This is a genomic window from Afifella pfennigii DSM 17143 (assembly GCF_000688515.1).
In the GTDB taxonomy this organism is placed as follows: domain Bacteria; phylum Pseudomonadota; class Alphaproteobacteria; order Rhizobiales; family Afifellaceae; genus Afifella; species Afifella pfennigii.
Genome location: NZ_JHZK01000003.1, coordinates 23,162 through 46,883, shown reverse-complemented (window position 1 = coordinate 46,883; position 23,722 = coordinate 23,162). Strand labels below are relative to the sequence as shown.

General features: G+C 68.4%; 19 protein-coding genes. 3 read left to right on the top strand and 16 right to left on the bottom strand.

What is annotated here, in order from left to right; all coding sequences use genetic code 11:
• The first annotated feature begins 3 nt into the window (after nucleotides 1–3).
• Complete coding sequence (locus tag Q331_RS19820) at nucleotides 4–2,004, top strand: cation:proton antiporter (RefSeq protein WP_084174713.1); 2,001 nt, start codon at nucleotides 4–6, stop codon at nucleotides 2,002–2,004.
• Nucleotides 2,001–2,864, top strand: a complete 864-nt coding sequence (locus Q331_RS19815) for a 50S ribosomal protein L11 methyltransferase (RefSeq protein ID WP_051630501.1) — start codon at nucleotides 2,001–2,003, stop codon at nucleotides 2,862–2,864. The genes Q331_RS19820 and Q331_RS19815 overlap by 4 nt, the downstream gene beginning before the upstream one ends.
• Nucleotides 2,865–2,873: 9 nt before the next feature.
• Here Q331_RS19815 and Q331_RS0103505 read toward each other — a convergent pair whose 3' ends face one another.
• Complete coding sequence (locus Q331_RS0103505) at nucleotides 2,874–3,089, bottom strand: hypothetical protein (RefSeq protein WP_026379533.1); 216 nt, start codon at nucleotides 3,087–3,089, stop codon at nucleotides 2,874–2,876.
• A gap of 69 nt (nucleotides 3,090–3,158) precedes the next feature.
• Complete coding sequence (locus Q331_RS0103500; protein ID WP_026379532.1) at nucleotides 3,159–3,434, bottom strand: DUF1127 domain-containing protein; 276 nt, start codon at nucleotides 3,432–3,434, stop codon at nucleotides 3,159–3,161.
• Between the two features lie 140 nt (nucleotides 3,435–3,574).
• Between Q331_RS0103500 and Q331_RS19810 the strand changes: the two genes are divergently transcribed.
• Complete coding sequence (locus Q331_RS19810) at nucleotides 3,575–4,510, top strand: LysR substrate-binding domain-containing protein (protein ID WP_051630499.1); 936 nt, start codon at nucleotides 3,575–3,577, stop codon at nucleotides 4,508–4,510.
• A 4-nt stretch (nucleotides 4,511–4,514) separates the two neighbouring features.
• Here Q331_RS19810 and Q331_RS0103490 read toward each other — a convergent pair whose 3' ends face one another.
• The 14 genes from Q331_RS0103490 to murD all read right to left on the bottom strand — a co-directional run bounded on the left by Q331_RS0103490 (nucleotide 4,515) and on the right by murD (nucleotide 23,718).
• Nucleotides 4,515–6,362, bottom strand: a complete 1,848-nt coding sequence (locus Q331_RS0103490; protein WP_026379531.1) for an aminopeptidase P family protein — start codon at nucleotides 6,360–6,362, stop codon at nucleotides 4,515–4,517.
• Nucleotides 6,363–6,457: 95 nt separating this feature from the next.
• The gene (gene ligA / locus Q331_RS0103485) at nucleotides 6,458–8,611 is read right to left on the bottom strand and encodes an NAD-dependent DNA ligase LigA (protein ID WP_026379530.1); all 2,154 of its coding nucleotides are present in this window, start codon (nucleotides 8,609–8,611) and stop codon (nucleotides 6,458–6,460) included.
• A gap of 1 nt (nucleotide 8,612) precedes the next feature.
• A complete protein-coding gene (gene recN, locus Q331_RS0103480; protein ID WP_026379529.1) occupies nucleotides 8,613–10,286 on the bottom strand; it encodes a DNA repair protein RecN in 1,674 nt (557 codons plus the stop codon).
• A gap of 15 nt (nucleotides 10,287–10,301) precedes the next feature.
• On the bottom strand, nucleotides 10,302–11,144 hold the full coding sequence (locus Q331_RS0103475; protein ID WP_034490930.1) for an outer membrane protein assembly factor BamD: 843 nt from the start codon (nucleotides 11,142–11,144) through the stop codon (nucleotides 10,302–10,304).
• A 163-nt stretch (nucleotides 11,145–11,307) separates the two neighbouring features.
• Nucleotides 11,308–12,264, bottom strand: a complete 957-nt coding sequence (gene lpxC, locus Q331_RS0103470) for a UDP-3-O-acyl-N-acetylglucosamine deacetylase (RefSeq protein WP_051630497.1) — start codon at nucleotides 12,262–12,264, stop codon at nucleotides 11,308–11,310.
• Nucleotides 12,265–12,521: 257 nt separating this feature from the next.
• Nucleotides 12,522–14,336: a cell division protein FtsZ gene (gene ftsZ, locus Q331_RS0103465; RefSeq protein WP_026379526.1), complete on the bottom strand. Its 1,815-nt coding sequence runs from the start codon at nucleotides 14,334–14,336 to the stop codon at nucleotides 12,522–12,524.
• A 96-nt stretch (nucleotides 14,337–14,432) separates the two neighbouring features.
• Nucleotides 14,433–15,755, bottom strand: a complete 1,323-nt coding sequence (ftsA, locus tag Q331_RS0103460; protein ID WP_051630495.1) for a cell division protein FtsA — start codon at nucleotides 15,753–15,755, stop codon at nucleotides 14,433–14,435.
• The gene (locus Q331_RS19805; RefSeq protein WP_051630493.1) at nucleotides 15,752–16,666 is read right to left on the bottom strand and encodes a cell division protein FtsQ/DivIB; all 915 of its coding nucleotides are present in this window, start codon (nucleotides 16,664–16,666) and stop codon (nucleotides 15,752–15,754) included. The genes ftsA and Q331_RS19805 overlap by 4 nt, the downstream gene beginning before the upstream one ends.
• Nucleotides 16,654–17,586 carry a D-alanine--D-alanine ligase gene (locus Q331_RS0103450; protein WP_026379524.1) on the bottom strand — a complete coding sequence of 311 codons (933 nt, stop codon included), beginning with the start codon at nucleotides 17,584–17,586 and terminating at the stop codon, nucleotides 16,654–16,656. Before Q331_RS0103450 ends, Q331_RS19805 begins: the two co-directional genes overlap by 13 nt.
• Nucleotides 17,587–17,698: 112 nt before the next feature.
• Nucleotides 17,699–18,694 carry a UDP-N-acetylmuramate dehydrogenase gene (gene murB, locus Q331_RS0103445; protein WP_051630491.1) on the bottom strand — a complete coding sequence of 332 codons (996 nt, stop codon included), beginning with the start codon at nucleotides 18,692–18,694 and terminating at the stop codon, nucleotides 17,699–17,701.
• On the bottom strand, nucleotides 18,643–20,055 hold the full coding sequence (murC, locus tag Q331_RS0103440; RefSeq protein WP_026379522.1) for a UDP-N-acetylmuramate--L-alanine ligase: 1,413 nt from the start codon (nucleotides 20,053–20,055) through the stop codon (nucleotides 18,643–18,645). Before murC ends, murB begins: the two co-directional genes overlap by 52 nt.
• The gene (murG, locus tag Q331_RS0103435) at nucleotides 20,055–21,158 is read right to left on the bottom strand and encodes an undecaprenyldiphospho-muramoylpentapeptide beta-N-acetylglucosaminyltransferase (RefSeq protein WP_026379521.1); all 1,104 of its coding nucleotides are present in this window, start codon (nucleotides 21,156–21,158) and stop codon (nucleotides 20,055–20,057) included. Before murG ends, murC begins: the two co-directional genes overlap by 1 nt.
• Complete coding sequence (ftsW, locus tag Q331_RS0103430; RefSeq protein WP_026379520.1) at nucleotides 21,155–22,303, bottom strand: putative lipid II flippase FtsW; 1,149 nt, start codon at nucleotides 22,301–22,303, stop codon at nucleotides 21,155–21,157. Before ftsW ends, murG begins: the two co-directional genes overlap by 4 nt.
• Entirely contained in the window at nucleotides 22,300–23,718 is a 1,419-nt protein-coding gene (gene murD, locus Q331_RS0103425; protein ID WP_026379519.1) for a UDP-N-acetylmuramoyl-L-alanine--D-glutamate ligase, read from the bottom strand. Before murD ends, ftsW begins: the two co-directional genes overlap by 4 nt.
• Nucleotides 23,719–23,722 lie beyond the last annotated feature (4 nt).

The window sequence follows — 23,722 nt, the reverse complement described above, 5'->3', positions numbered from 1 at the left end:
CCGATGCACGACCTGATTAGCAAGATCGCCTTGATCGGCGCCGCGGGAATTGCCGCCCAGTGGCTCTCCTGGCGTTTCCGCATGCCTGCCATCGTCGTTCTGTCGCTTGCCGGCATCGTCCTCGGCCCGCTCCTCGGCCTCATCGATCCGGCCGCCGATTTCGGCGAGTTCCTGCGTCCCCTCATCGCCGCGGCCGTCGCCATCATTCTCTTTGAGGGCGGGCTGACGCTGCATTTCAGCGAGATCCGCGAGACCTCGGCGGGCGTGCGCCGCCTTGTCCTCATCGGCGGCCCGCTCGGCTTTCTCTTCGGCACCCTTGCCGGGCACTATATCGGCGGGCTGAGCTGGGAGACCTCCGCCGTCCTCGGCGGCCTCTTCGTCGTCACCGGCCCGACCGTCATCATGCCGCTCCTGCGCCAGGCGCGGCTGGCGCAGCGGCCGGCCTCGCTCCTGCGCTGGGAAGCCATCGTCAACGATCCGGTCGGCGCCATGTTCGCCGTCTTCGCCTTTGAGGCGGTGCTGGTCATCCGCTTCCAGCACGAGCTATCCGACGTCGCCGCCGCCGTCGCCGTTGCGGCTGTCGTGGCCGTCGGCGGCGCCTGGCTGCTCGGCAGGCTGCTCATCGTGCTCTTCTCGCGCGGCCTGGTGCCGGAATATCTGAAGGTGCCGCTCATTCTCGCCGCGGTCCTCGTCGCCTATGCGGCCACCGACGCGCTCCTTTCCGAGGCCGGCCTCGTCGCCGTCACCGTTCTCGGCATCACCCTCGGCAATTCGCGCATCGCCAGCCTCGACGAACTGAAGCGCTTCAAGGAGACGATGACGGTGCTTCTCGTCTCCGGCGTTTTCGTCATCTTGACGGCGACCATCACCACGGCCGATATCGCCGCCCTCAACTGGCGCGTGGCCGCCTTCATCGCCGCGCTCCTCTTCCTCGTTCGCCCCGCCTCCGTCCTCATCGCCACCATCGGCAGCGGCCTGAAGCTGTCGGAGCGCCTGCTGGTCGGCTGGATCGCCCCGCGAGGCGTCGTCGCCATCGCCGTTGCCGGCCTTTTCGGCGCCGAGCTCGCCGGCATCGGCGTGGAGGACGGCACCATGATGGTGCCGATCACCTTCGCCGTCGTCTTCGTCACCGTGGTGGTTCACGGCTTCACCCTGCCCTGGCTGGCGCGGCGCCTCGGCCTTGCCGCCGAGCTTCGCCCCGGCATCCTCGTCGTCGGCGCCTCACAGTTCAGCAAGGCGCTGACGGACCGGCTGCGCGAGATGAAGATCCCGACGCTGATCGCCGACCGCAACTGGTCGCGCCTGCGCCATGCCCGCCTGTCGGAGACGCCCACCTATTGGGGCGAGATCCTGTCCGACCCGGCCGAGCATGCGATCGAGTTCAACCGCTTCGACTATCTCATCGCCGCCACCGACAACGACGCCTACAACGCTCTCGTCTGCACCGATTTCGGCCCGCATTTCGGCCGCACCCACGTCTTCCAGATCGGCCGCGAGCGCGACGAGGACAGCGCCAGCAGCAAGAACCTCTCCGTCACCATCGGCGGCCGCCCGCTGCTTGCCTCCGGCGCCTCCTACTGGGAGCTGGAGCAGCGCCTGACGACAGGCTGGCTGATCCAGGCGACGCCGCTCTCCAAGGAATACACCTTCGGTGCCTATCGCGCCGAACGCGGCGAGGCCCTGGAGATCATCCTGCATGCGGGCCAGGACGGCAGCATCGCCTTCGGCGACCAGGCGCGCGAGCGTGCGAGGAGCAATCAGGGCCGGGTGCTCGCCATGGTGCCGCCGGAGGAGGAGAACGAGGACCGCAAGGCGAAGAAATCCGTCCGGCGCAAGGCGCAGCGCGAATCCTCAAAGCCCCTGCATGCCCGCACCGCCCAGGGCGGCAAGAAGCTGCGCGGCGACGCCGAGCCGGCGGAAAGCTCCGGCGCCGAGAAAGACGAGAATGACCAGAAAGACGCCGCGGGCGCCGCTCCCGGCGAGAGCGAAAGGCCGAGCGAATGAGCTGGCGCGCATCCTTGCGGGCGGAGCGGACATGCCTCGAGACGCTGGCCGACCGCCTGGAGGCGGCCTTCGCCGAGGAGGGCGCGGTCGTCTCCCTGTTCGAGGCGCCGCCCGGCTGGCAGCTCGATCTTTATTGGGACGGCGTCGGCGAAGCGGCGCTGCGCGAGGCGCTTGCCGGCGCGCTCGGCGCGCAAGCCTCCGGCTTTGCGGTGGAAGAGCTTGCCGAAACCGACTGGGTGGGCGAATCGCTGAAGGGCCTGCCGCCGGTTCCCGCCGGCCGCTTCCTCGTTCACGGCGCGCATGATCGCGACAGGCTGCCCGCAGGCCGCACCGCCATCGAAATCGATGCCGGCCAGGCTTTCGGCACCGGTCATCACGAAACCACGCTCGGCTGCCTTCAAGTCCTGGACGGGCTTGCCAGGCGTCAGAGCTTCTGCAACGCGCTCGATCTGGGCACCGGCACCGGCCTTCTCGCCATCGCCCTGGCAAAGCTCACCCGAATGCCGGTCCTTGCCAGCGATATCGACCCCATCGCCGTGCGCATCGCGGCCGAGAACGCCCGCCTCAACCGCGTCGGCCATCTGGTTGAGGCCATCGCCGCGACCGGCCTTTCCCATCCACGCATCCGCACATCCGCGCCCTTCGACCTCATCATCGCCAACATCCTCGCCGGTCCCTTAATCGCGCTTGCGCCCAAGATGCGCCGCCATCTCGCCCCGGGCGGCACGGCCCTTCTTTCCGGCATTCTCGCCCGCCAGGCCTCGCGCGTCGTCGCCGCCTATCGCGGCCAGAGCTTCGCGCTTGAAGCCGAGCATCGCTTCGGCGAATGGAGCGTCCTCGTCCTCGTCCGGCGCGACTGAGGTTGCGGCTTAGAACCGAAAATCGCTTGCCCGGTTCTTCGCGATCTCGGCGCGCCGAAAGCCGAGCCGGCGCAGCTCCTCGTCGTCGAGGCGCGAGAGGTAAAGGTTGATTTCCCGCCTGGCGCCGCAAAGCCGCGAGGCGGCCATCGCCCGCGCCAGGCGTTTTAGCAGGCCCGGCCCGGCGGCGTAGCCGTCCGGGGCCGGGCAATCGCTGCGCATCGACATAGCTGGCCATCCTTCATCGCCTGCAAAGCCCCCGTTCCTGCCCGCTTGCGGGCGGGCGAGGCCCGCGCCTCAGGCGCGGGCGCCTCGCTTGAAGCCGATGCGCGGCTTCGGGCCGGCCCAGTCGATGGGCATGAACAGCGAGGCCTTGTAGAGCAGCGCGTCGGGCTCGGGCCTGCGATAGCGCTCCATCTCCGTCTCGCGGCCGGCTGCCATGTCGGCGGCCACCCGGCCGACCTGGTCGGGCTCGATGCCGATATCGCGCAGGATTTCAGGCGAAAGACCGCGAAGCTCCTGGGCGGCCTTGCGCCGCCGGCGCGCCCGCATCATGTTTTGAATGAACTGCATTCATCCTCTCCTTGAGCTTTATTCAGGCTCGATCAGCTTTTCTTCGCCGCTCGATGGAGAGTAGGTTAGGAGGAACAGCGCATAGACGCGAACGCGCAAGGCGCAAGCTAGAATGAATGGCATTCAAGGAACTAACGCCCATGCCGGATGAAAGATTGCCGCCACTGCCGCCGCTGCATGCGCTCAGAAGCTTTCACGCGGCGGCGCGCTTCGGCCGTTTCCGCGAGGCGGCGGCCGCGCTCGGCCTGACGGAATCGGCCATCAGCCACCAGGTGCGCAAGCTGGAGGATTATCTCAGCGTGCGGCTTTTCGAGCGCCGCGGCAATGCCGTCGCCCTCACCCTCGTCGGCCAGACCTATTTCGACGAGATCGACCCGGCCTTCTCGCGTATCCGCGCCGCCACGGAGGCGTTGTCGGGCCCCTGCTGCCGCGTCTCGCTCACCCTGCCCTCGTCGCTGGCGACCTTCTGGCTGATCCCGCGTCTCGGCCAGCTGGAGAGCGAGTTGCCGGAAATCAACCTGCAGATGTCGCCCTCCAACCGCGTCGTCGACCTAAAACGCGATCAGATCGACCTCGCCATCCGCCACGGGCGCGGAAGCTGGCCGGGCCTTGCCGCCGAGCATCTCTTCGACGAGCAGAGCTTCCCCATCTGCCGGCCGGGCTTTCTTGCCGAGGGCACCTCGCCGCAAGAGGCGCTCGCCTCCGCCCGCCTTATCATCAGCGCCGCGCATCCGCCCGAATGGACCGAATGGGCGCAGGCGCGCGGCCTTGCCCCGCCGCGCCTCGATAACGCCCTGACCTTGGAGGGCACCGAGCAGATCCTGGAGGCCGCCGCCGGCGGTCTCGGCCTTGCCATCGGCCGCCGCCCCATGGTCGATCGCTGGGTGGAGGAAGGCCGTGTGGAAGCCCCCTTCGGCACGGCCGACCAGAGCGGCTACGCCTATTTCCTCGTCTATCGCCAGGACGGCGAGCTCACCGTCCCGGCCCGCCGTCTCGCCCGCTGGCTGATGCGCATCTGCAAGGGCGAGGCGGCCGCCGCCGCCCTCTTCGCCGAAAAGCCCGTCGCCCCCGCCTGAGGCCTCAGCCGACCAGCGGCCGGCAGGCATCTTCCAGAAACGCCCGCTCCTCATCCGAATAGCCCGGATAATAGGAAAGGCTCGCTCGCACCCTGGTATGGTAGCAGTCGAGCCAGGCGATCTCGGTCGGCGTCAGCAGCAGGGGATCGATGAGCCGCCGCTCGAAGGGGGCGAGCGTCACCGTTTCGAAGGAGAGCATCGGCCGGTCCCCGCCCGGCACCTCCGCCGCCTCGCGCACGATGACGAGATTCTCCAGCCGGATGCCGAAATCGCCCGGCCGGTAATAGCCCGGCTCGTTGGAGACGATCATTCCCGGCTCCAGCGGCGTATGCCCGGTCTTGGCGATGCGCTGCGGCCCTTCGTGCACCGACAGGAAGGCGCCGACGCCGTGCCCCGTCCCGTGGTCGAAATCGAGCCCCGCCGCCCACAGCGCCGCTCGCGCCAGGGCGTCGAGCTGCGCCCCGCTGGTGCCCTTGGGAAAGCGCGCCGTGGCGATGGCGATATGCCCCTTCAGGACGCGGGTATAGCGGTCGCGGAAGAGCGTCAGCCGCTCCGCCGGCGCCTCGCCGACTAGCAGCGTGCGCGTGATGTCGGTGGTGCCGTCGAGATACTGCCCACCCGAATCGATGAGATAGAGCTCGCCCTCCTCCAGTCGCCGGTTGGAGCCCTGCGTCACCCGGTAATGGTTGATGGCCCCGTTCGGTCCGGTGGAGGAGATGCTGTCGAAGGCGATATCGACAAGCTCCGAGCCATGCGCCTTGGCCGTCTGCGCGCGCAGCTTCTCCAGGCGCCTTGCCGCGTCGATCTCCGTCACGCTGCCCGGCGCCTGGCCGCCGAGCCAGGAGAGGAAGCGCAGAACCGCCACCCCGTCGCGCTGCTGCGCCGCCCGCGCGCCGGCAATTTCCGCCTTGTTCTTCCTCGCCTTCGGCAGGAGGACCGGATCGGCCCCCTCCACCACCTCGCCGCCGCCGGCCTCGATCGCCAGCGCCAGCGCCTCGGCGGCGCCCTGCGGGTCGTAAAGCACCTTCGTTCCCATCGGCAGGGAGGAGAGCGCCGGCGCGAGCGCCCCCGGCTCGCCGATCTCGGCGATCTCGGCAAGCGCGCTGCGCACCTCGTTGGAGAGCTTGCGCCCGTCGATGAAGAGCTGCGGCTTGCCCTCCGCCGGCGCCAGCGCGAAGGCGAGCACCAGCGGCGCATGCGGCACGTCCTTGCCGCGGATGTTGAACAGCCAGGAGATGGAGGCCGGGTCGGCGATGACGGCCGCCTCCACCCCCTTCTCCTTCAGCCCGGCCTGCAGCTCGGCGATCTTCTCTTCCGCGCTGCGCCCGGCAAGCGCCTCAGGATAGAGGCTGACGGCGCCGGTCGGCGGCTTTGGCCTTTCCCGCCACAGCGCATCGAGCGGGTTTTCCTTAAGCTCCACGAGCTCCGCGCCCGTCCGCGCCAGCTTCTTTTCGAAGCTGCGGCGCTGGCCGCGCGTCATCAGCCAGGGATCGTAGCCGATGCGCGCGCCCTCGCCGGCGCGCTCGGCAAGCCAGTCCGACGGCAGCGTGTCGTGGATGGCAACAGGCGTGAAGGCGGCCTCGTCCACCTGGCTGGCCGCCTGCACGGTATAGCGCCCGTCGACGAAGAGCGCCGCCTCGTCAAGCAGCGCGATCGCCGTGCCCGCCGAGCCGGTGAAGCCGGTCAGCCAGGCGAGCCGCTCCGCCGATGCCGGCACGTATTCGCTCTGATGCTCGTCGGCCCGCGGCACGATGAAACCGGCAAGCCCGGCCTCGGCAAGGCGGGCGCGCAGCGCCGCCAGCCGCTCGCCCGAGCGGGAGGCGTCGCTTTTCTCTGAAAAATCCTGAAACATGCCGCTTCCTTAGGCTATCGGAGCGCGGCGGGAAATGGGGATCGGCAACGCTTCTCGCCGCTGCGGTGAAAACCCGCCCTGTCTCCCTTCCCGGCTCAGCCGACGAGCTTCAGCCAGGCATCCTCGTCGATGACCTCCACGCCGAGCTCGGCCGCCTTCTTCAGCTTGGAGCCGGCGCCGGGCCCGGCGACGAGAAGATCGGTGCGCGCGGAGACCGAGCCGGACACCTTGGCGCCGAGCCGCTCGGCCATGGCCTTGGCCTCGTCGCGGGTCATCTTCTCCAGGGCGCCGGTGAAGACGACGGTCTTGCCGGCGACCGGCGAGGTCGACTGCACCCGCTCCGCCTCCTGCGGCGTCACTTCGCGCAGGAGCTTTTCGATTTCCTCGATATTGTGCGCCTCGGCGAAGAACTGGACCACCGCCTCGGCGACCACCGGGCCGATCCCGTCGATGTCGTTCAGTTCCTGCCAGGCCGGCCCCGCCTCGCCGCCGGCGGCCCGCGCGCCTTCCATGAAGGCGGCGAAGGTGCCGTAATGGCGCGCCAGCCTACGCGCATTGGTCTCGCCGACATGGCGGATGCCGAGCCCGTAGATGAAGCGGGCGAGCGCGATCTGCCGCCGCTCGTCGATGGCGGCGAAAAGGTTCTTCACGCTCGTCTCGCCCCAGCCTTCGCGGTCCTTCAGCTTCTTCAGCGAGGTGCGCTCGCGCTCCGCCAGCGTGAAGATGTCGGAAGGATGCTTGATGAGCCCGTCGCGCCAGAACGCCTCCACCTGCTTGGCGCCGAGCCCCTCGATGTCGAAGGCGGCGCGCGAGACGAAGTGCTTCAAACGCTCCATCGCCTGCGCCTCGCAGACGAGGCCGCCCGTGCAGCGCCGTACGGCATCCGTACGGCCGCTCTTCGGGTCGTGCTCGCGCACCGCATCGGAGCCACAGACCGGACATTTGTCCGGGAAGACATAGGGCTCCGCATCCTTCGGCCGGCGGGAAAGATCGACGTCGAGGACTTGCGGGATGACGTCGCCGGCGCGTTGAATCAGGACCGTATCGCCTTCGCGGATGTCCTTGCCGTCCCTGATCTTTTCACCGTCGCGCCCGATCCCCTTGATGTAATCCTCGTTGTGCAGCGTGGCGTGCTTGACGACGACGCCGCCGACGGTGACGGGGGCGAGCCTTGCGACCGGCGTCAGCGCCCCGGTGCGCCCGACCTGGATGTCGATGCCCTGAAGCACCGTCGTCGCCTTCTCCGCCGGGAATTTGTGGGCGATCGCCCAGCGCGGCGAGCGCGAGACGAAGCCGAGCCGTTCCTGCAGGGCGAGCTCGTTGACCTTGTAGACGACGCCGTCGATGTCGTAGCCGAGCCGCGCCCGCTCCGCCTCGATGTCGCGGTAATGCGCCAGCGCCTCTTCCACATCGGCGCAGAGCTTCATGAACGGATTGGTCGGCAGGCCCCAGTCGCGGAAGGCCTGCATCATCTCCCATTGGGTCTTGGCGGGCACCTCGCTCGTCTCGCCCCAGCCATAGGCGAAGAAGCGCAGCGGCCGGCGCGCCGTCACCGCCGGGTCGAGCTGGCGCAAGGAGCCGGCCGCCCCGTTCCTCGGATTGGCGAAGAGCCGCTCGCCCTCTTTCTCCATGCGCGCGTTCAGCGCCTCGAAATCGGCGTGGCTCATATAGACCTCGCCGCGGATTTCGATCACCTCCGGCGCGCCCTTGCCGAGCTTTTCCGGCACGTCGCCGAGGGTGCGCAGATTGGCGGTGACGTCCTCGCCCTCGGTGCCGTCGCCGCGCGTCGCCCCGCGCCTGAAAACCCCGTTCTCGTAACGCAGCGAGGCCGACAGCCCGTCGATTTTCGGCTCCGCCAGAAGCGCCACCTCCTCGCCCTCCTTCAGGCCGAGGAAGCGGCGGATCCGCGCCAGGAAGTCGTGGACGTCCGCCTCCTCGAAGGCGTTGTCGAGCGAGAGCATCGGCACGGCGTGGCGCACCTTGGCAAAGCGGCCGGAGGGCTTGGCGCCGATTTTCTCGGACGGCGAATCGGCCCGCTTCAGCTCCGGATAGCGCGCCTCGATGGCCGCGTTGCGCTGACGCAGCGCGTCATAGGCGGCGTCCGATATCGTCGGCGCGTCTTCCTCGTAATAGCGCTTGTCATGCGCGCCGATCTCCGCGACGAGACGGGCAAGCTCCTCGCGCGCCTCTTCAAGTGTCAGCGTCTCGGCCGGCTTGTCGGCGAGCGCGGCGGCATCGGCCTTGGCCATCTCAGACCGCCTCGCCGACGATCAGGCGTTCGGCGGCCGCGCGCGCCTCCTCCGAGATGGTGGCGCCCGCCAGCATGCGGGCGATCTCCTCGCGCCGCTCTTCCTTCTCCACCCGCGTGACCTCCGTCGCGGCCCGCTTGCCGCCCTCTGCAAGGCTCTTGGAAATGACGAAATGACCGCTGGCGCGGGCGGCCACCTGCGGCGCGTGGGTGACGGAAAGCACCTGCACGCGCTCCGCCAGCCGCGCCAGTCTCTTGCCGATGGCCTCCGCCACCGCGCCGCCGACGCCGGCGTCGATCTCGTCGAAGACGAGGGTGGGCGCGGAGCCGCGATCGGCGAGCGCCACCTTCAGGACCAGCAGGAAGCGGGCGAGCTCGCCCCCGGAAGCGACCTTCATGATCGGCCCCGGCGCGGTGCCCGGATTGGTCTGCACCTGGAAGGACACCGCGTCGAAGCCGTCCGCCCCGCGTCTGGCCGTGTCGCGGTCGATGGCGACGAGAAAGCGCGCCGCCTCCAGCTTCACCGCCGGCAGCTCCCCGCCGACCGCCTCTTCCAGATGCCGTGCCGCCTCGGCGCGCTTTTCCGACAACAAGCTCGCCGCCTCCTCGTAGCGCCGGTCGGCCTCTTCCACCGCCGCCTGGAGCGCGGCAAGGCGCTCATGGCCGCTGGTGAAATCCTCCAGCTTGGCGGCAAACTCCGCCGCCAGGCCCGGCAGCGCGTCGGCCTCGCAGCGATATTTGCGCGCCGCCGCCCGGATGGCGAAGAGCCGCTCCTCAATCCGCTCCAGCTCGCCCGGATCGTGATCGATCTCGTGCAGCGCTTCCGCCAGCCCCGCGCGCGCATCCTCCAGCCGGTCGAGCGCCTCGCCGATCGCGCCGACGATCTCGTCCATCATTTCCGGCAGTTCTTCGCGCTTGCGCTCCAGGCGCCTTAGAAGGGCAGCGAGATCCGGCACCGGCGAAACCGAGCCGCCCAGCATCTCCTGCGCCTCGGCGAGATCGCCGGCGATTTTTTCCGATTGCATCAACAGCCGGCGGCGGTCGGCGAGCCGCTCTTCCTCGCCGGGCTCCGGCGAAAGGGCCTCCAGCTCCTCCAGCGAGGCGCGCAGATAATCGGCCTCGCGCTCGGCCGCTTCGATGGAGGCGGCAAGCTCGGCGGCCTCCTTCTGCGCCCGGCGCAAGGTCTCCGCGCGCCGCGCCACCTCCGCGCGCTCCGGCTCCAGGGCGCCGAAAGCGTCGAGCAGCCGGCGATGCTCCTCCGCCGAGACCATGGCGCGCTCGTCGTGCTGGCCGTGGATTTCGACGAGCAGATGCCCCAGCTCGCGCAACAGCGTCACGCTGACCGGCTGGTCGTTGATGAAGGCGCGGCTGCGCCCGTCCGCCGACTGGACGCGCCGCAGGACGAGCGTGCCTTCCGCCTCGATGCCGTTCTCCTCGCAAAGGAGCATCGCCGGATGCGTGGGCGCCGGCTCGAAGACGGCCCGCACCTCGCCCTGGGCTTCGCCGCTGCGCACCAGCGCCGCGTCGCCGCGCGCCCCCAGCGCCAGCGCCAGCGCATCCAAGAGGATGGATTTGCCGGCGCCCGTCTCGCCCGTCAGCACGCTAAGGCCGCGGGCGAACTCGATCGACAGCCGGTCGATGAGAACGATGTCGCGGATGGTCAGGTGGGCCAGCATGGCCGGCGGAGGATATCAAGCCGATGGCTGAGACCGGAAGGCCCTTGAGATCCACGATCCCTGACTTTCGCTGGGCGCGACGCCCTTGCCGGCGAGCAGGCGGTAGGAATCCTGGTACCACTGGCTGTCCGGGAAGTTGTGGCCGAGCACGGCCGCCGCCGTCTGCGCCTCGTTGACGATGCCGAGCGCCAGATAGGATTCCACCAGGCGGTGCAGCGCCTCTTCCACGTGGCGCGTGGTCTGATAGGCCGTCACCACCGTCTTGAAGCGGTTGATGGCGGCCAGATACTCCCTGCGCTCCATGTAGTAGCGGCCGGTCTGCATCTCCTTGCCGGCCAGCTGGTCGCGGCCGAACTCGATCTTGCGGCGCGCATCGTCGGCATATTCCGAATCGGGATATTTGCGCAGGATCTCGCCATAGGCGAGGATGGCCCGCTGGGTCATCTCCTGGTCGCGCGTCACGTCCGGAATCTGCCGGTAATACGATTCGGCGACGATGTACTGGGCGTAGGCGGCGTCCTCGTCGGCCGGGTAGAGGGTGACGAAGCGCTTCGCCTGGTTGATCGCTTCCTGATAGTCGCCGCGCTTGTAGCTGGTAAAGGCCGACAGCACCATGGAGCGGCGCGCGTATTCCGAATAGGGATGCTGCTTGTCGACTTCCTCGAACTTCTCGTTCGCCTCGCGGGTGTCGCCCTCCTGCAGCAGCGCCAGGCCCTGATTGTAGAGAAGCTCGGGCGGATCGGTGGAATCCTCGCTCGCCGTCTGCGAGCCGAAGAGCGAGCAGCCGCCGAGGGCGGCGGCGAGGAGGCCGGCGGCGAGAAGGCGCAGAGGCTGGGAGGCGGCGTCAGAAAGGGTCATGCATTCCTTGCGGGGTGGGGTCAGCACCGCGCCTCCATAACCAAGAAACGGGTCGGCTGCAAAGTCGTCACGCTCACGCAGAGCGCGCCGACCGGGCGCTGACCGGGTCGGCGCAAGCCTCACCATCAAAAAATGGCTCAGTTGTGGTCGCCGGCCACGCTTGTCAGGAAAGCTCGGGGGCGAAGGCCGGCGCGCAATAGCCGGCAAGCGCCTCGCTCTGTTCCGCGTGCGGGGGCCGGGCCTCGCCGGCGACGTACCAGCTCCAGGCGGCGCGGTCGGCAAGCAGCGCCTGAAGCGCCATGGCGTTGATCTTGTGGCCGCCGCGATAGGAGCGGTAATGGCCGATGATGGGGGCGCCGGCCAGCGCCAGATCGCCGATGGCGTCGAGAAGCTTGTGGCGGACGAATTCGTCGGGATAGCGCAGGCCTTCGGCGTTGAGCAGCTTGCCGTCGTTGATGACGACGGCGTTCTCCAGCGAGGAGCCGAGGGCGAGCCCCTTGGCCCACAGCTTTTCCACGTCCTGCATATGGCCGAAGGTGCGCGCGCGGGCGATCTCGCGCTTGAAGCTCTGCGGGGTGAGCGCCAGGCTCGTCTTCTGCCGGCCGATGACGGCGCAGTTGAAGTCGATCTCCACGGTGAAGCGGCGCGTGGTGTCGGGAAGGAACTCCGCGAAGGAGGAGCCGTGTTCGACCCTGACGGGCTTCACAAGCTTGATGGCGCGCACCCGCGCCTTCTGCGCGACGATGCCCGCCTCCTCCAGCGCCCCCACGAAGGGCTCGGAGCTGCCGTCCATCACCGGAACCTCGCCGGCGTCGATCTCGATGAAAAGATTGTCGATGGAAAGCGCCGAGACAGCCGCCAGGAGATGCTCCACGGTGGCGACGGAAAGGCCCGACGGCTCGCCGAGGATCGTGCACAGCTCCGTTCCGGCGAGCGCGGAAGAACGCGCGGGTATCGCCACCTCTTTGCCTTGCCCGTCGCGGCGCAAGAAGACCACACCCGTACCGGGATCGGCAGGGCACAGGCGCAGCGTGACGGGCTTGCCGCTATGCGTGCCGACGCCCGTCAGCACCGCCTCGCGGCGAATGGTTCGTTGCGATCCATCCCACGGATATACCATCAAGCCTTGCCCTTCCTCGGCCCCGTTCGGTCGCTCCAACGACGACCAGCGCTGTCCCCCACAGCCGGCGAACCGATGGCGCGAAAGCTAGCAGCAGCGGTCACATTCTCGCCAATCAAGCTTTCTTACCTTTTGTTACCGATATCCGGCTTCCTTCACCCCCTGTAAAACTCATTTAAAAACATATGCTTAGATGCAGAAATGGCCCCGGGCAGAAGGTCGCCGGGGCCATCTCTCACACAAGTCGTTACCGTATTTCAGCTCGATTGGCGCCGCAGAAAGGCCGGAATCTCGAGCTGGTCGTCCTCGCCATGGGCCGAAGCCGGAGAGGCGCGGCCATGCGGGTCGAGCGTGCCGCGGGCCGCCGTTTCCTGCGCGCGTCGCTGCTGCGGACGTCCGAACGTCTCGCCGACATTGGAACGCGCGGGCGCACGCTCCGCCGCGGTCGGCTCCAGCCGCGGCTCCGCTTCCAGGCTGCGCTTGGCGCGCGGTGCGACCTCTTCCTCGCCCTCCACATGCTTGGAAAGCCCGTGGGTGATTCGCGCCAGCAACGAGCGCGGACGGCGATCCTCGTGGCCCCCCGAGCCCTCGCCGGCTTCGCGGCTGGCATGGATCTGCCGCTGGGCGATGGCGGGGAAATCCTCAACCTTCGGCATGCGAGCGCCGGCCGGCCTCGGGCGCTCCGCGGCCGGAGGCACGAAAGCCTCCTGGCGGCGGACCGGAGCCTCCTGCACGCGCTCCATTTCGGTCTCCGGCTCGCGCGGCGCGATCAGGGAGGGTTCCGGCCGGAACGGCCCGATACGGATGGAGCGCTCCTGACGCGCATCGCCGCGTCCGCCGGCCTGGCCCGCCGCACCGGCGCCGGCCTGGGCCGCGGGGCGGGCAGCGGCCTGATTGCCGTTGCCGGCGGCCGGACGCGCCATGGCAAGCTCGCGCTCCAGATCCTGCGCCATCGCTTCCTCGAAGCTGGCCGGGCTTCCGCCCTGCTTGCCGGCCTGTGCCGGATGCGCTTCGCCGCGGCCCGGGCCGGAAGGCGAGCCGACGCTCTTCAGGCGCCGGGTCAGTTCCTGCATGCGCTCTTCGTTGTCGTTCTCGATCGAGCGCTCTTCCCGGTCGATGCCGGTGGCCACGACAGAGACGCGGATAACCCCCTCAAGGCTGTCGTCGAAGGTGGCGCCGAAGATGATGTTGGCATCGCCATCGACTTCCTCGCGCACGCGGCTGGCGGCCTCGTCCACTTCGAACAGCGTCATGTCCTTGCCGCCGGTGATGGAGATGAGCAGCCCCTGCGCCCCGCGCATGGAGACCTCGTCCAGCAGCGGATTGGCGATGGCCTTTTCCGCCGCTTCCACCGCGCGCTTGTCGCCGGAGGCCTCGCCCGTGCCCATCATCGCCTTGCCCATGGAGCGCATGACGGAGCGCACATCGGCGAAGTCGAGGTTGATGAGACCGTCCTTGACCATCAGGTCGGTGATGCACGCGACGCCCGAATAAAGCACTTCGTCGGCCATGGCGAAGGCGTCGGCGAAGGTCGTCTTCTCGTTGGCGACGCGGAAGAGGTTCTGGTTCGGGATGACGATGAGCGTGTCGACATGCTCGGTCAGTTCCGTGATGCCGGCATCGGCGAGGCGCATGCGGCGCTGCCCCTCGAACTGGAACGGCTTGGTGACGACGCCGACCGTCAGGATGCCGGCTTCGCGCGCCGCCCGCGCCACGATCGGCGCCGCGCCCGTTCCGGTACCCCCGCCCATGCCGGCGGTGATGAACACCATATGCGCGCCGGACAGGTGATCGTTGATCTCGTCGATCGTCTCCTCGGCGGCGGCGCGGCCGATCTCCGGTTGCGAGCCGGCGCCGAGCCCTTCCGTGACCGCCACGCCCATCTGCACGACGCGTTCGGCGCGTGACATGGTCAGCGCCTGGGCATCGGTGTTGGCGACGACGAAATCGACGCCCTGAAGTCCCGCCTCGATCATGTTGTTGACGGCGTTACAGCCTGCGCCGCCAACGCCGAAGACGGTGATCCTCGGCTTCAGTTCCGTCAGGTCCGGCATGTGCAAATTGATACCCATCGTCTCGTCCTTTCGCCGCTGTCCTCGCGTCGGGCCCGTTCCCTGCCCGCGCCAATTCTCGTCCCATGTCACGCCCCGCTCTGCCGTCAGGCGGGGCTAGAAGCTCTCTCGTATCCACCGCCCCATGCGGCCGAGATACCCGTCCGTGCCGGTTCCCAGGAGCCGGCTTGGCCGGCGCGTGCGGAACTGCTCGATGCGTGCCACCTGCGGATAGGCGATGAGCCCCATCGATGCCGCGAAGGCCGGTCCCCTGACCGCCTCCGGCAGGCCGCCGACGCCGACCGGTCTGCCCAGCCGGACGTTTCGGCCGAGCACCCGCCGCGCGGTCTCCGAAAGCCCGGTGAGCTGGCTCGCCCCGCCGGTCAGCACCACCCGCTTGCCCACCACGTCTCCGAAGCCGGAGGAATCGATCATGGAGCGCGCCATCTCCAGCGTCTCCTCGATGCGCGGACGAATGATGCGCGTCAGCGTGGAGCGCGGCACCGCATTGGGCGCGTCGCGCTCGTCCTCGCCGACCGGCGGCACCGTCAAAATGTCCTTCTCGTCGGAGATCGAAGGCAGCGCCGAGCCATGGCGCGCCTTCAGCCGCTCCGCATCGGCAAGGCTGGTGGAAAGCCCGCGGGCGATATCCATCGTCACATGATGGCCGCCCACCGGCACGGAGGCGGCATGGATGAACTGGCCTTCGTAGAAAATCGACAGGCTCGTCGTGCCGCCGCCGAAATCGAGGCAGGCGACACCGAGCTCGCATTCGTCGTCGACGATCGCCGACAGGCCCGAGGCGTAGGGGGTCGCGACCACCGTTTCCACTTCCAGATGGCAGCGGTTCACCGCCAGCTCCAGATTGCACAGCGGCGCGTCGTCGGCCGTGACCACATGCATGTCGACGCCGAGCTCCCCGCCCAGCATGCCGCGCGGATCGGAGATGCCGCGATGGCCGTCGAGCGAATAGCCGATCGGCAGGGAATGGATGACCATCCGGCCGGGTCCGATGGAATTGGCGCAGCCGGCGCCGAGGACGCGCTGGATGTCGCTTTCGCTGACGGCCGAATGGCCGAGCTCGACGGAGGCGGAAAAGGCCTCCGAACGCAGGCGACCGGCCGAAAGGTTCACGATGACGCTGCCGATGGTCATCTCCGCCATGCGCTCGGCGTGATCCACGGCGATGCGGATGGCCTTCTCCGCCTCCTCCAGATCGACGACGGTTCCCGACTTGATGCCGCGCGAGCGCGTCAGGCCGAAGCCGATCACCTCCGCCTCGTGCGTGCGCTTCATGGAAAGCGGCTCTTCGGCGGGCTTCAGGCGCGCGATCAGGCAGGCGATCTTGGAGGAACCGACATCGAGCACGCTGACGATCGCCGTGCGGCGCGGCGACAGCGGCTTGATGCGCGAGCCGGCGTTGTCGGTGATGGCGTTCAAATCGCGCCCCCAGCCTTCGCCAGCCTGCGGATGACGGATTCGTTCTCCTCCATGATGGCCTCTGCCATCGCCTCGTTGAGACCGAAGCGGACCCGGTCCTTCAGGCGCAGATCGATGACCAGGATTTCCCGGGCGAAGACCTCGTCCTCCGCTTCCAGGCGTTCCAGGCGGTCCAGCGCTGCGTCGACGTCACCCTCCGGCAGCTGCACCGTGATGCCGTTGTCGGTGACGAGGTTCCAGCGGCGCTCCGAAACGAGCACGCTGCTTCTGACGCGGCGGGCGATGTCGGGATGGGTGTCGAGCGCCGCCAGGAAGTCTGGCGCCCGTTCGTTGGCGCCGCGACCGACGAGGAAGGGCAGGCCGGAAAAGCGCACGTCGTCATAGGCGGTGATGACGACGCCGTCCTTGTCGATGAGGGAGATCACCTCCTCGTTCTGCCAGAGCGCATAGGGCACGCGCTCCACCAGGGCGATATCGAGGCGGTTGGGATAGAATTTGCGGATTTCGGCCGCCTTGACCCAGGGAAGGTCGGTCAGCCGGTCGCGCGCCGCTTCGGCGTCGAAACCGATCAGCGAGCCGCCGGCGATGTCGAGCCGCTCCAGGATGACCAGCTCCGGCGTCTCGCGATTGCCGGCGATCTCGATCCTATCGATGCCGAAGAAGGTCGCCGTGACCACCCGGTCCAGGAGCGTGCCGAGATGCCCACCGGCCACCAGGCCGTAAAGGATTGTCGCGCCCAGGAAGGAGATCGCCGCGATCTGCCCGTAGGGCTTCTGGCGGCGCGTCTGCATCTTTTCCACGATACGGCGCAGGCGCGCCGGCACGATACGGCGCACATGCTCGCCGAGCGAGGCGCTGAGCGTATCGATACGCCCGCCCTGTTCAGCCAGCCATTCGCCTATCGTAGGCACGATGCATCCTCCACCAGCCAGGTCACCAGGTCGCCGAAATCGTGGCCTGCATAAGCGGCCATTTCCGGCACCAGGGAGGTCGGCGTCATGCCGGGCTGCGTGTTGACCTCCAGCCAGACGAGATCGTCGCTTTCCTCGCAGTACCGGAAGTCGCTGCGGGAAACGCCGCGACAGCCGATGGCACGATGCGCCTCCAACGCAAACCTGCGGATATTTTGGTAAACAAAGGGTTTAAGATCGGCTGGCAGAATGTGTTTGGAGCCGCCGGCGACGTATTTGGCGTCATAATCGTAGAAGCCGTGACCGACGGGCACGATATCGATGACGTCGAGCGCTTCCTCCTCGCCCGGAGGCCCCATGACGGCGCAGGTGAGCTCGTGCCCGGCGATGAAGCGCTCCACCATGACCTTCTCGCCGAAGGTCCAATCGTCTCCGATCAGCGATTGCGGCGGATGGGCCTGGCCTTCCGCGACGATGACGACGCCGAAGGAAGAGCCTTCGCCGATCGGTTTCACCACATAGGGCGGCGCCATTACATGGGCGCTGACGGCCTCCTTGCGGCTGACGACCTTGTGCTCGGCGACCGGCACGCCGACCGGTTCCACCACGGCTTTGGCCTTCACCTTGTCCATGGCCAGCGCCGAGGCGAGCACGCCGGAATGGGTGTAGGGGATTTCCAGGATCTCCAGAACGCCCTGGACCTTGCCGTCCTCGCCGAAGGGGCCGTGCAGGGCGTTGAAGGCGACATCGGGCCTCAGCTCGGCAAGTACGGCGGCGATATCGCGGCCGACATCGATGCGGCTCACCTCAAAGCCGCGCTCTTCCAGGGCATCCGCGCAGGGCTTGCCGGTGGCAAGGCTGACCGGTCGCTCCGCTGACCAGCCCCCCATCAGGACTGCGACGTGTTTCCCACCTGCCATAGTTGCGCCCCTCGCCCGACGGCTGCGTCTTGATTCGAGCCGTCACTGTCGAAGGGAAAAGGTTAGAAATCGTTAACTATGCCGCCGGCCATGTCGGGCCGCGTAAGGCGCCTCAATCCTCGCCGAGGAAAGGCTCCACCGCGCCGCTGGCGCCGAAGCGGCCGATACGCTTGATCTCCCATTCCAGGCGAACGCCGCAATCGTGCAGGACGCGCGCCCGCACCGTCTCGCCGAGAAGCTCCAGATCGTAGCCGGTGGCCTCGGCCGCGTTGATGAGGAAGTTGCAGTGCAGCTCGGAGACCTGCGCCCCGCCAATTCTCAGTCCGCGGCAGCCGGCGGCGTCGATCAGCTTCCAGGCGCTGGCGCCCGGCGGGTTCTTGAAGGTCGAGCCGCCCGTGCGCGTCTTGATCGGCTGCACGCTCTCTCGGTGCCTCTGCACCTCGCCCATCGCCGCCTCGATCTCCTGGCGAGAGGCGGGCTCGCCCTCAAACAGGGCTTCGATGAAGACAAAGTCCTTGGGAGCCGAGGCGTGACGATAGGCGTATCCCATCTCCGCGTTGGAGAGGACATGGCGCGCGCCGCGCCGGTCGATGGCGACCGCCTCCACCAGTCGTTCGCGGGTCTCCACGCCGTTGGCGCCGGCATTCATCCTCAGCGCCCCGCCGAGCGCTCCGGGAATACCGTGATAGAAGGCAAAGCCGGAAAGCCCGGCTTCCAGCGCCGCCTTGGCCAGGAGCTTGTCGGGCAAGGCGGCGCCGGCGCGGATGCGCCGGCCTTCCACGCTCACCTTGCCGAAACCGCGTCCCGACAGGCGAAGGACGACGCCCTCCACCCCGCCCTCGCGCACCAGCAGGTTCGAGCCGAGCCCGATCACCGTCACCGGCACGTCTTGCGGCAGGGCGCGCATCAGAAAGGCGAGATCGTCCGCATCGGCCGGCATCGCCATCAGCTCGGCCTTGCCGCCGGCGCGGAACCAGACGATCGGCGCGAGCGGCTCGTTCTCCTTCAGCATGCCGCGGAAACCGGCGAGCCGGTCCCCGAGGCTGGCAAGAAGGCTCAAGCCGCCTTCTCCAAGGTGGCGAGCTGTTCGGCCAGCGCATTGGCCCATTTGGTGATGGAGCCGGCGCCCAGACACAGAACGACGTCCTTGGGCTGGGCGATCTCGGCAATCAGCGGGGCGAGCGCCATCTCGCTTTCCAGGGCGCGCGCATCGCGGTGGCCGCCGGCCCGCAGCCCGTCGACGAGGCTATCGCGGTCGGCCCCTTCGATAGGCTCCTCGCCGGCGGCGTAGACATCGGCGACGACCACCGTATCGGCTTCGTTGAAGCAGGCGCAGAACTGGTCGAAGAGGTCGTGCAGGCGCGTATAGCGATGCGGCTGCACCACGGCGATGACGCGGCCCTCGGCGCTGTCGCGCGCGGCCTTCAGCACCGCCGCGATCTCCACCGGATGATGCGCGTAATCGTCGTAGACGCTAACGCCGTTCCAGCTGCCGGCCAGCGTGAAGCGGCGCTTCACCCCGCCGAAGCTCGCAAGTCCCGCGCGTATCTGCTTCTCCGTGACGCCGAGGGCGCGCGCAACCGCGATCGCCGCCGTGGCGTTGGAGACGTTGTGAATGCCCGGCATCGGCAGTTCCAGATCGGTCAGGCTCTCCACCTCGCCGGTGAGGCGGTCGCGCCGCTCGACGGAAAAGTGCGAGCGGCCTGGCGTGAAGGTGACCGAATGGAAGCGCACCTCCGCCTGGGGGTTGGCGCCGTAGGTGACGACGCGCCGGTCCTCGATGCGCTTGACGAGGGCCTGCACCTCCGGATGGTCCAGGCACATGACGCCGAAGCCGTAAAAGGGCACGTTCTCCACGAAGTCCGTGAACGCCTCGCGCACCTTCTCAAACGAGCCGTAATGATCCAGATGCTCCGGGTCGATATTGGTGACGACGGCGATGTCGGCCGGCAGCTTGACGAAGGTGCCGTCGCTCTCGTCCGCCTCCACGACCATCCAATCGCCCTCGCCCATATGCGCGTTGGTGCCGTAGGCGTTGATGATGCCGCCATTGATCACCGTGGGGTCGAGCCCGCCCGCCTCAAGCAGCGCCGCGACCATGGAGGTGGTCGTGGTCTTGCCGTGGGTTCCGCCGATGGCGACGGCCGATTTCAGGCGCATCAGCTCCGCCAGCATCTCCGCGCGCCGCACCACCGGCAGGCCCCTCGCCCGCGCCTCCTTGAGCTCCGGATTGTCGCGCTTGATCGCCGAGGAGACGACGACAACCGCCGCTTCGTGGAGGTTCTCCGCCCGGTGGCCGATGACGATCTTGGCCCCCTTCTCGCGCAGCCGCGAGACATTGGCGCTGTCGGAGACGTCGGAGCCCTGCACCCGGCAGCCCTGATTGATCAGCACCTCCGCGATGCCGCTCATGCCGATCCCGCCGATGCCGACGAAATGGATCGGACCGATATCGTAGGGCATTCTCATCACTGTTTTCCCCGATCGCGCAGCGTCTCCACGACGTCGGCCAGTCTTTCCGCCGCGTCGGGCCGTCCCGCCTTTCTCGCTGCGGCCGCCGCCTCGGCCAAGCGATCCGGACGCGCTATCAAATCGGCCAGCATGGATGCAAGCTTTTCGGGCGTCAGCTCCCTCTCCTCCACCAGCCAGCCGCCGCCGATATCGGCAAGCAGGCGGGCATTGGCCGACTGATCCTGATCGAGCGCGTAGGGAAAGGGTATCAGGATCGCAGGACGGCCGATCACCGCGAGTTCGGAGACGGTGGAGGCCCCCGCCCGGCTGATGACGAGATGGCTTGCGGCGATGCGCGCCGGCAGATCGTCGAAGAAGCTGGCAAGCTCGGCGGCGAGCCCGTAGCCGCCATAGGCGCTCTTCGCGCCTTCAAGGTCTTCCGGGCGGCATTGCTGGGTGATGGCGAGCCGCCCGCGCGCCTCTTCCGGCAGCCGCGCCACCGCTTCGGGCACGAGGGTGGAGAAGGCGCGCGCGCCTTGGCTGCCGCCGAAGACGAGGAGCCGAAACCTTTCGTCGACCGCCGGCGGGTCGTAGGGGCGTTCCGCCGCCTCCAGAACCGAAGCGCGCACCGGATTGCCGGTGAAGCTGGCCTCGCCGGCGCCGGCCGCGCCCTGAGGATCGGGAAACCCCGTGGCGAGCGCGGCGCCGATTTTGACGAGCAGCCGGTTGGCGCGCCCCAGCACCGCATTTTGCTCGTGCACCAGGGCCGGCACGCGAGAAAGGCGCGCCGCCATCACCGGCGGCACGGTCGGATAGCCGCCGAAGCCGACGACGACATCGGCGTCAAGGCCCGCGATGAGGCCGCGCGACTGCATCACGCCGCGGCCGAGCTTGGCGGCCGAGGCGAGCGCCTTCAAAGGGTTGCCGGCGGAGATCGTCGCCGCCTCGATGGAGAAAAAATCCTCTTCCGGCACGCCGGAGATATAGGCCCCGGCGCGCTTGTCGGTGGCGATGGCCACGCGCCAGCCGCGCGCCAGGAGCGCTTCGCGCAGCGACAGGGCCGGGAAGAGATGGCCGCCGGTGCCGCCCGCGGCGAGCAGCGCCGTGGCGGACGCGCTCATACCTGGCCGAAGGCCGCCGGGCGCGGCACCACGGTCACCTTTCGCTCCACCCTCTCGCGCGACAGGGCCAGGATGAAGCCCATGACGAGGGCGCTGGAGATCATTGCCGAGCCGCCATAGGAGATGAAAGGCAGCGTCATCCCCTTGGCCGGCAGGAGGCGCAGATTGACCCCCATATTGATGAAGGCCTGCAGCCCGATCTGGATGGATAGGCCGGCGATCGCCATGCGCTCGAAGGCCTGGCGCCGCTTCAAGGCGTGCAGCAATCCCCGCATCACGATGAAGCCGAAGATGGCGATCAGCGCCAGGCAGAGGATGATGCCGAATTCCTCGGCGATGACGGCGAAAACGAAATCGGTATGGGAATCGGGCAGGATGCGCTTCATCACCCCTTCGCCCGGCCCCGAACCGGACCAGCCGCCGCGCTCAAACGAGCGCATGGCGACATCCACCTGATAGGTATCCCCGCCCTCCGGATTGATGAAGCGGTCGATGCGCGAGGTCACGTGCGGGAACATGGCATAGGCGCCGAAGAGCCCGGCGACCGCGATGCCCGCCAGAACCCCGACGATGGGCAGCGGCACGCCGGCGAGAAAGAAGACGGCGCCCCACACCGCGAAGACCAGCACCGCCTGGCCGAGATCCGGTTCGGCGACGAGCAGCGCCGCGGTGATGATGAGAAGGATGACCGCAAGCAGCCTTCCCGGCACTTCCGGGTGCTTGGAGCCTTCGGCGAACAGCCAGGAGATGATGACGATGAAGGCCGGCTTGAGGAATTCGGAGGGCTGCACCGACAGGCCGGCGATATAGATCCAGCGCCGCGAGCCCTTCACTTCCTCGCCGACGAACAGGACCGCGACCATCAAGATCAGCGAGACGACGAGGATGAAGGCGGCGGCGCGCCGGACCTGTCGCGGCGTCAGGAAGGAGACGAGAAGGATGATGGCCGCCGCAAGCGGCGCATAGACCGCCTGACGGATGGCGAAATGATAGGTGGAAAGGCCGAGCCGTTCGGCGACCGGCGGGCTCGCGGCGAAGGACAACACGATGCCCGCGGCCAGAAGAAGCAGGACCAGGAAGAGCGTCGTGCGATCGACGGTCCACCACCAGTCGGAAAAGGGCGAGCGGTCGCGGCGGCTGATCATCGGACGGCCTCCTCTGGCGCCGGGCCGGGCGTGTCGGCGTCATGAAGCGCCGCCACGGCGGCCGAAAAGGCGCGGCCTCTCACCTCGAAATCGGCGAATTGATCGAAGGAGGCGGCCGCCGGCGACAACAGCACGACCGGTTCTGCGGCAGGATCGAGCGCCGCGTCCTCGGCGGCGAGCGCCACCGCCCGCGCCAGCTCGCCGGCCAGCATATGCGGCACGCGGCCGGCCAGCGTGGCGGAGAAAAGGTCCGCCGCCTCACCGATGAGATAGGCCTTGGCAAGGCGTGGAAAGAGGTCGCTCAGCCCGTCGATACCGCCCGCTTTGGGTCTGCCGCCGGCGATCCAGTAGATCGGCGAAAAAGTGGAGAGCGCCGGCGCCGCCGCCTCCGCGTTCGTCGCCTTGGAATCGTCGACGAAGAGCACTCTGCCGCGCCGGGCGACGATCTGCATGCGGTGCTCAAGGCCGGGAAAGCTGCCGAAAGCCGAAGCGATCGCATCCGGCGCGACGCCGAGTTCGCGCGCCGCGGCGAAGGCGCAGGCGGCGTTCTGCCAATTGTGCTGCCCGCGCAAGGCCGGCAAGGCGGACAGATCAAGGCTCTCTCCGCTTTGCGCATCGCGCAGAAGCCCGGTCTCGTCGACGCCGACTTCCGCCGCCGTCCCACGCACGCTGACGCGCTTGATGCGCGGATGGTCGTCTTTGGCGGCAAGGCCGGCTGCGACCTCGCGCATCGCCGGCTCGTCGACGCCGAGGATGGCGAGATCCTGCCCGCCCATCGCCTGGAAGATGCGCGCCTTGGCACGGCGATAGCCGGCCATGTCGCCATGCCGGTCGAGATGGTCCGGCGTCAGGTTGAGCCAGACGGCGACGCTCGGCCGGAATCGATGACAGAGGTCGAGCTGGTAGGAGGAAAGCTCCAGCACGTAGACGCTGTTCTCGCCGGCGAGCGGTTCCAGATCCAGCGCCGAGCGGCCGATATTGCCGCCCACCTCCACCTGCCACCCGGCCTCGCCGAAGAGATGGCCGAGAAGCGCCGTCGTCGTCGATTTGCCGTTGGTGCCGGTCACCGCCACGAAGCGTGTCTGCTGCCCCGTTTCGCGGTAAAGGAGCTCCACGTCGCAGACGATCTCAAGGCCGGCGGCCTGCGCCATCGGCACGATCGCATGCGGCTGCGGATGCGTCAGCGGCACGCCCGGCGCCAGGGCCAGTGAGGCCATGGCGCGAAAGTCCCAATCCTCCGGCGGGCGCACCGCCGCGCCGGCTTCCGCCGCCTTTTCCCTCGCCTCGGTCCTGCCGTCCCAGGCCAGCACCTGCGCGCCGCCGGCAACGGCCGCCCTTACCGTCGCCAGGCCGCTGCGCGCGAGCCCGAAAACCCCGATCGTGCGCCCCTTCAGATGGGTGAGCGGGACCGTCATCGTC

Coding starts and splice junctions, on each gene's coding strand:
- Q331_RS19820 (WP_084174713.1), top strand. CDS start 4: ATGCACGACCTGATTAGCAAGATCGCCTTGATCGGCGCCGCGGGAATT.
- Q331_RS19815 (WP_051630501.1), top strand. CDS start 2,001: ATGAGCTGGCGCGCATCCTTGCGGGCGGAGCGGACATGCCTCGAGACG.
- Q331_RS0103505 (WP_026379533.1), bottom strand. CDS start 3,089: ATGTCGATGCGCAGCGATTGCCCGGCCCCGGACGGCTACGCCGCCGGG.
- Q331_RS0103500 (WP_026379532.1), bottom strand. CDS start 3,434: ATGCAGTTCATTCAAAACATGATGCGGGCGCGCCGGCGGCGCAAGGCC.
- Q331_RS19810 (WP_051630499.1), top strand. CDS start 3,575: ATGCCGGATGAAAGATTGCCGCCACTGCCGCCGCTGCATGCGCTCAGA.
- Q331_RS0103490 (WP_026379531.1), bottom strand. CDS start 6,362: ATGTTTCAGGATTTTTCAGAGAAAAGCGACGCCTCCCGCTCGGGCGAG.
- ligA (WP_026379530.1), bottom strand. CDS start 8,611: ATGGCCAAGGCCGATGCCGCCGCGCTCGCCGACAAGCCGGCCGAGACG.
- recN (WP_026379529.1), bottom strand. CDS start 10,286: ATGCTGGCCCACCTGACCATCCGCGACATCGTTCTCATCGACCGGCTG.
- Q331_RS0103475 (WP_034490930.1), bottom strand. CDS start 11,144: ATGACCCTTTCTGACGCCGCCTCCCAGCCTCTGCGCCTTCTCGCCGCC.
- lpxC (WP_051630497.1), bottom strand. CDS start 12,264: ATGGTATATCCGTGGGATGGATCGCAACGAACCATTCGCCGCGAGGCG.
- ftsZ (WP_026379526.1), bottom strand. CDS start 14,336: ATGGGTATCAATTTGCACATGCCGGACCTGACGGAACTGAAGCCGAGG.
- Q331_RS0103450 (WP_026379524.1), bottom strand. CDS start 17,586: ATGGCAGGTGGGAAACACGTCGCAGTCCTGATGGGGGGCTGGTCAGCG.
- murB (WP_051630491.1), bottom strand. CDS start 18,694: ATGGGCCAATGCGCTGGCCGAACAGCTCGCCACCTTGGAGAAGGCGGC.
- murC (WP_026379522.1), bottom strand. CDS start 20,055: ATGAGAATGCCCTACGATATCGGTCCGATCCATTTCGTCGGCATCGGC.
- murG (WP_026379521.1), bottom strand. CDS start 21,158: ATGAGCGCGTCCGCCACGGCGCTGCTCGCCGCGGGCGGCACCGGCGGC.
- ftsW (WP_026379520.1), bottom strand. CDS start 22,303: ATGATCAGCCGCCGCGACCGCTCGCCCTTTTCCGACTGGTGGTGGACC.
- murD (WP_026379519.1), bottom strand. CDS start 23,718: ATGACGGTCCCGCTCACCCATCTGAAGGGGCGCACGATCGGGGTTTTC.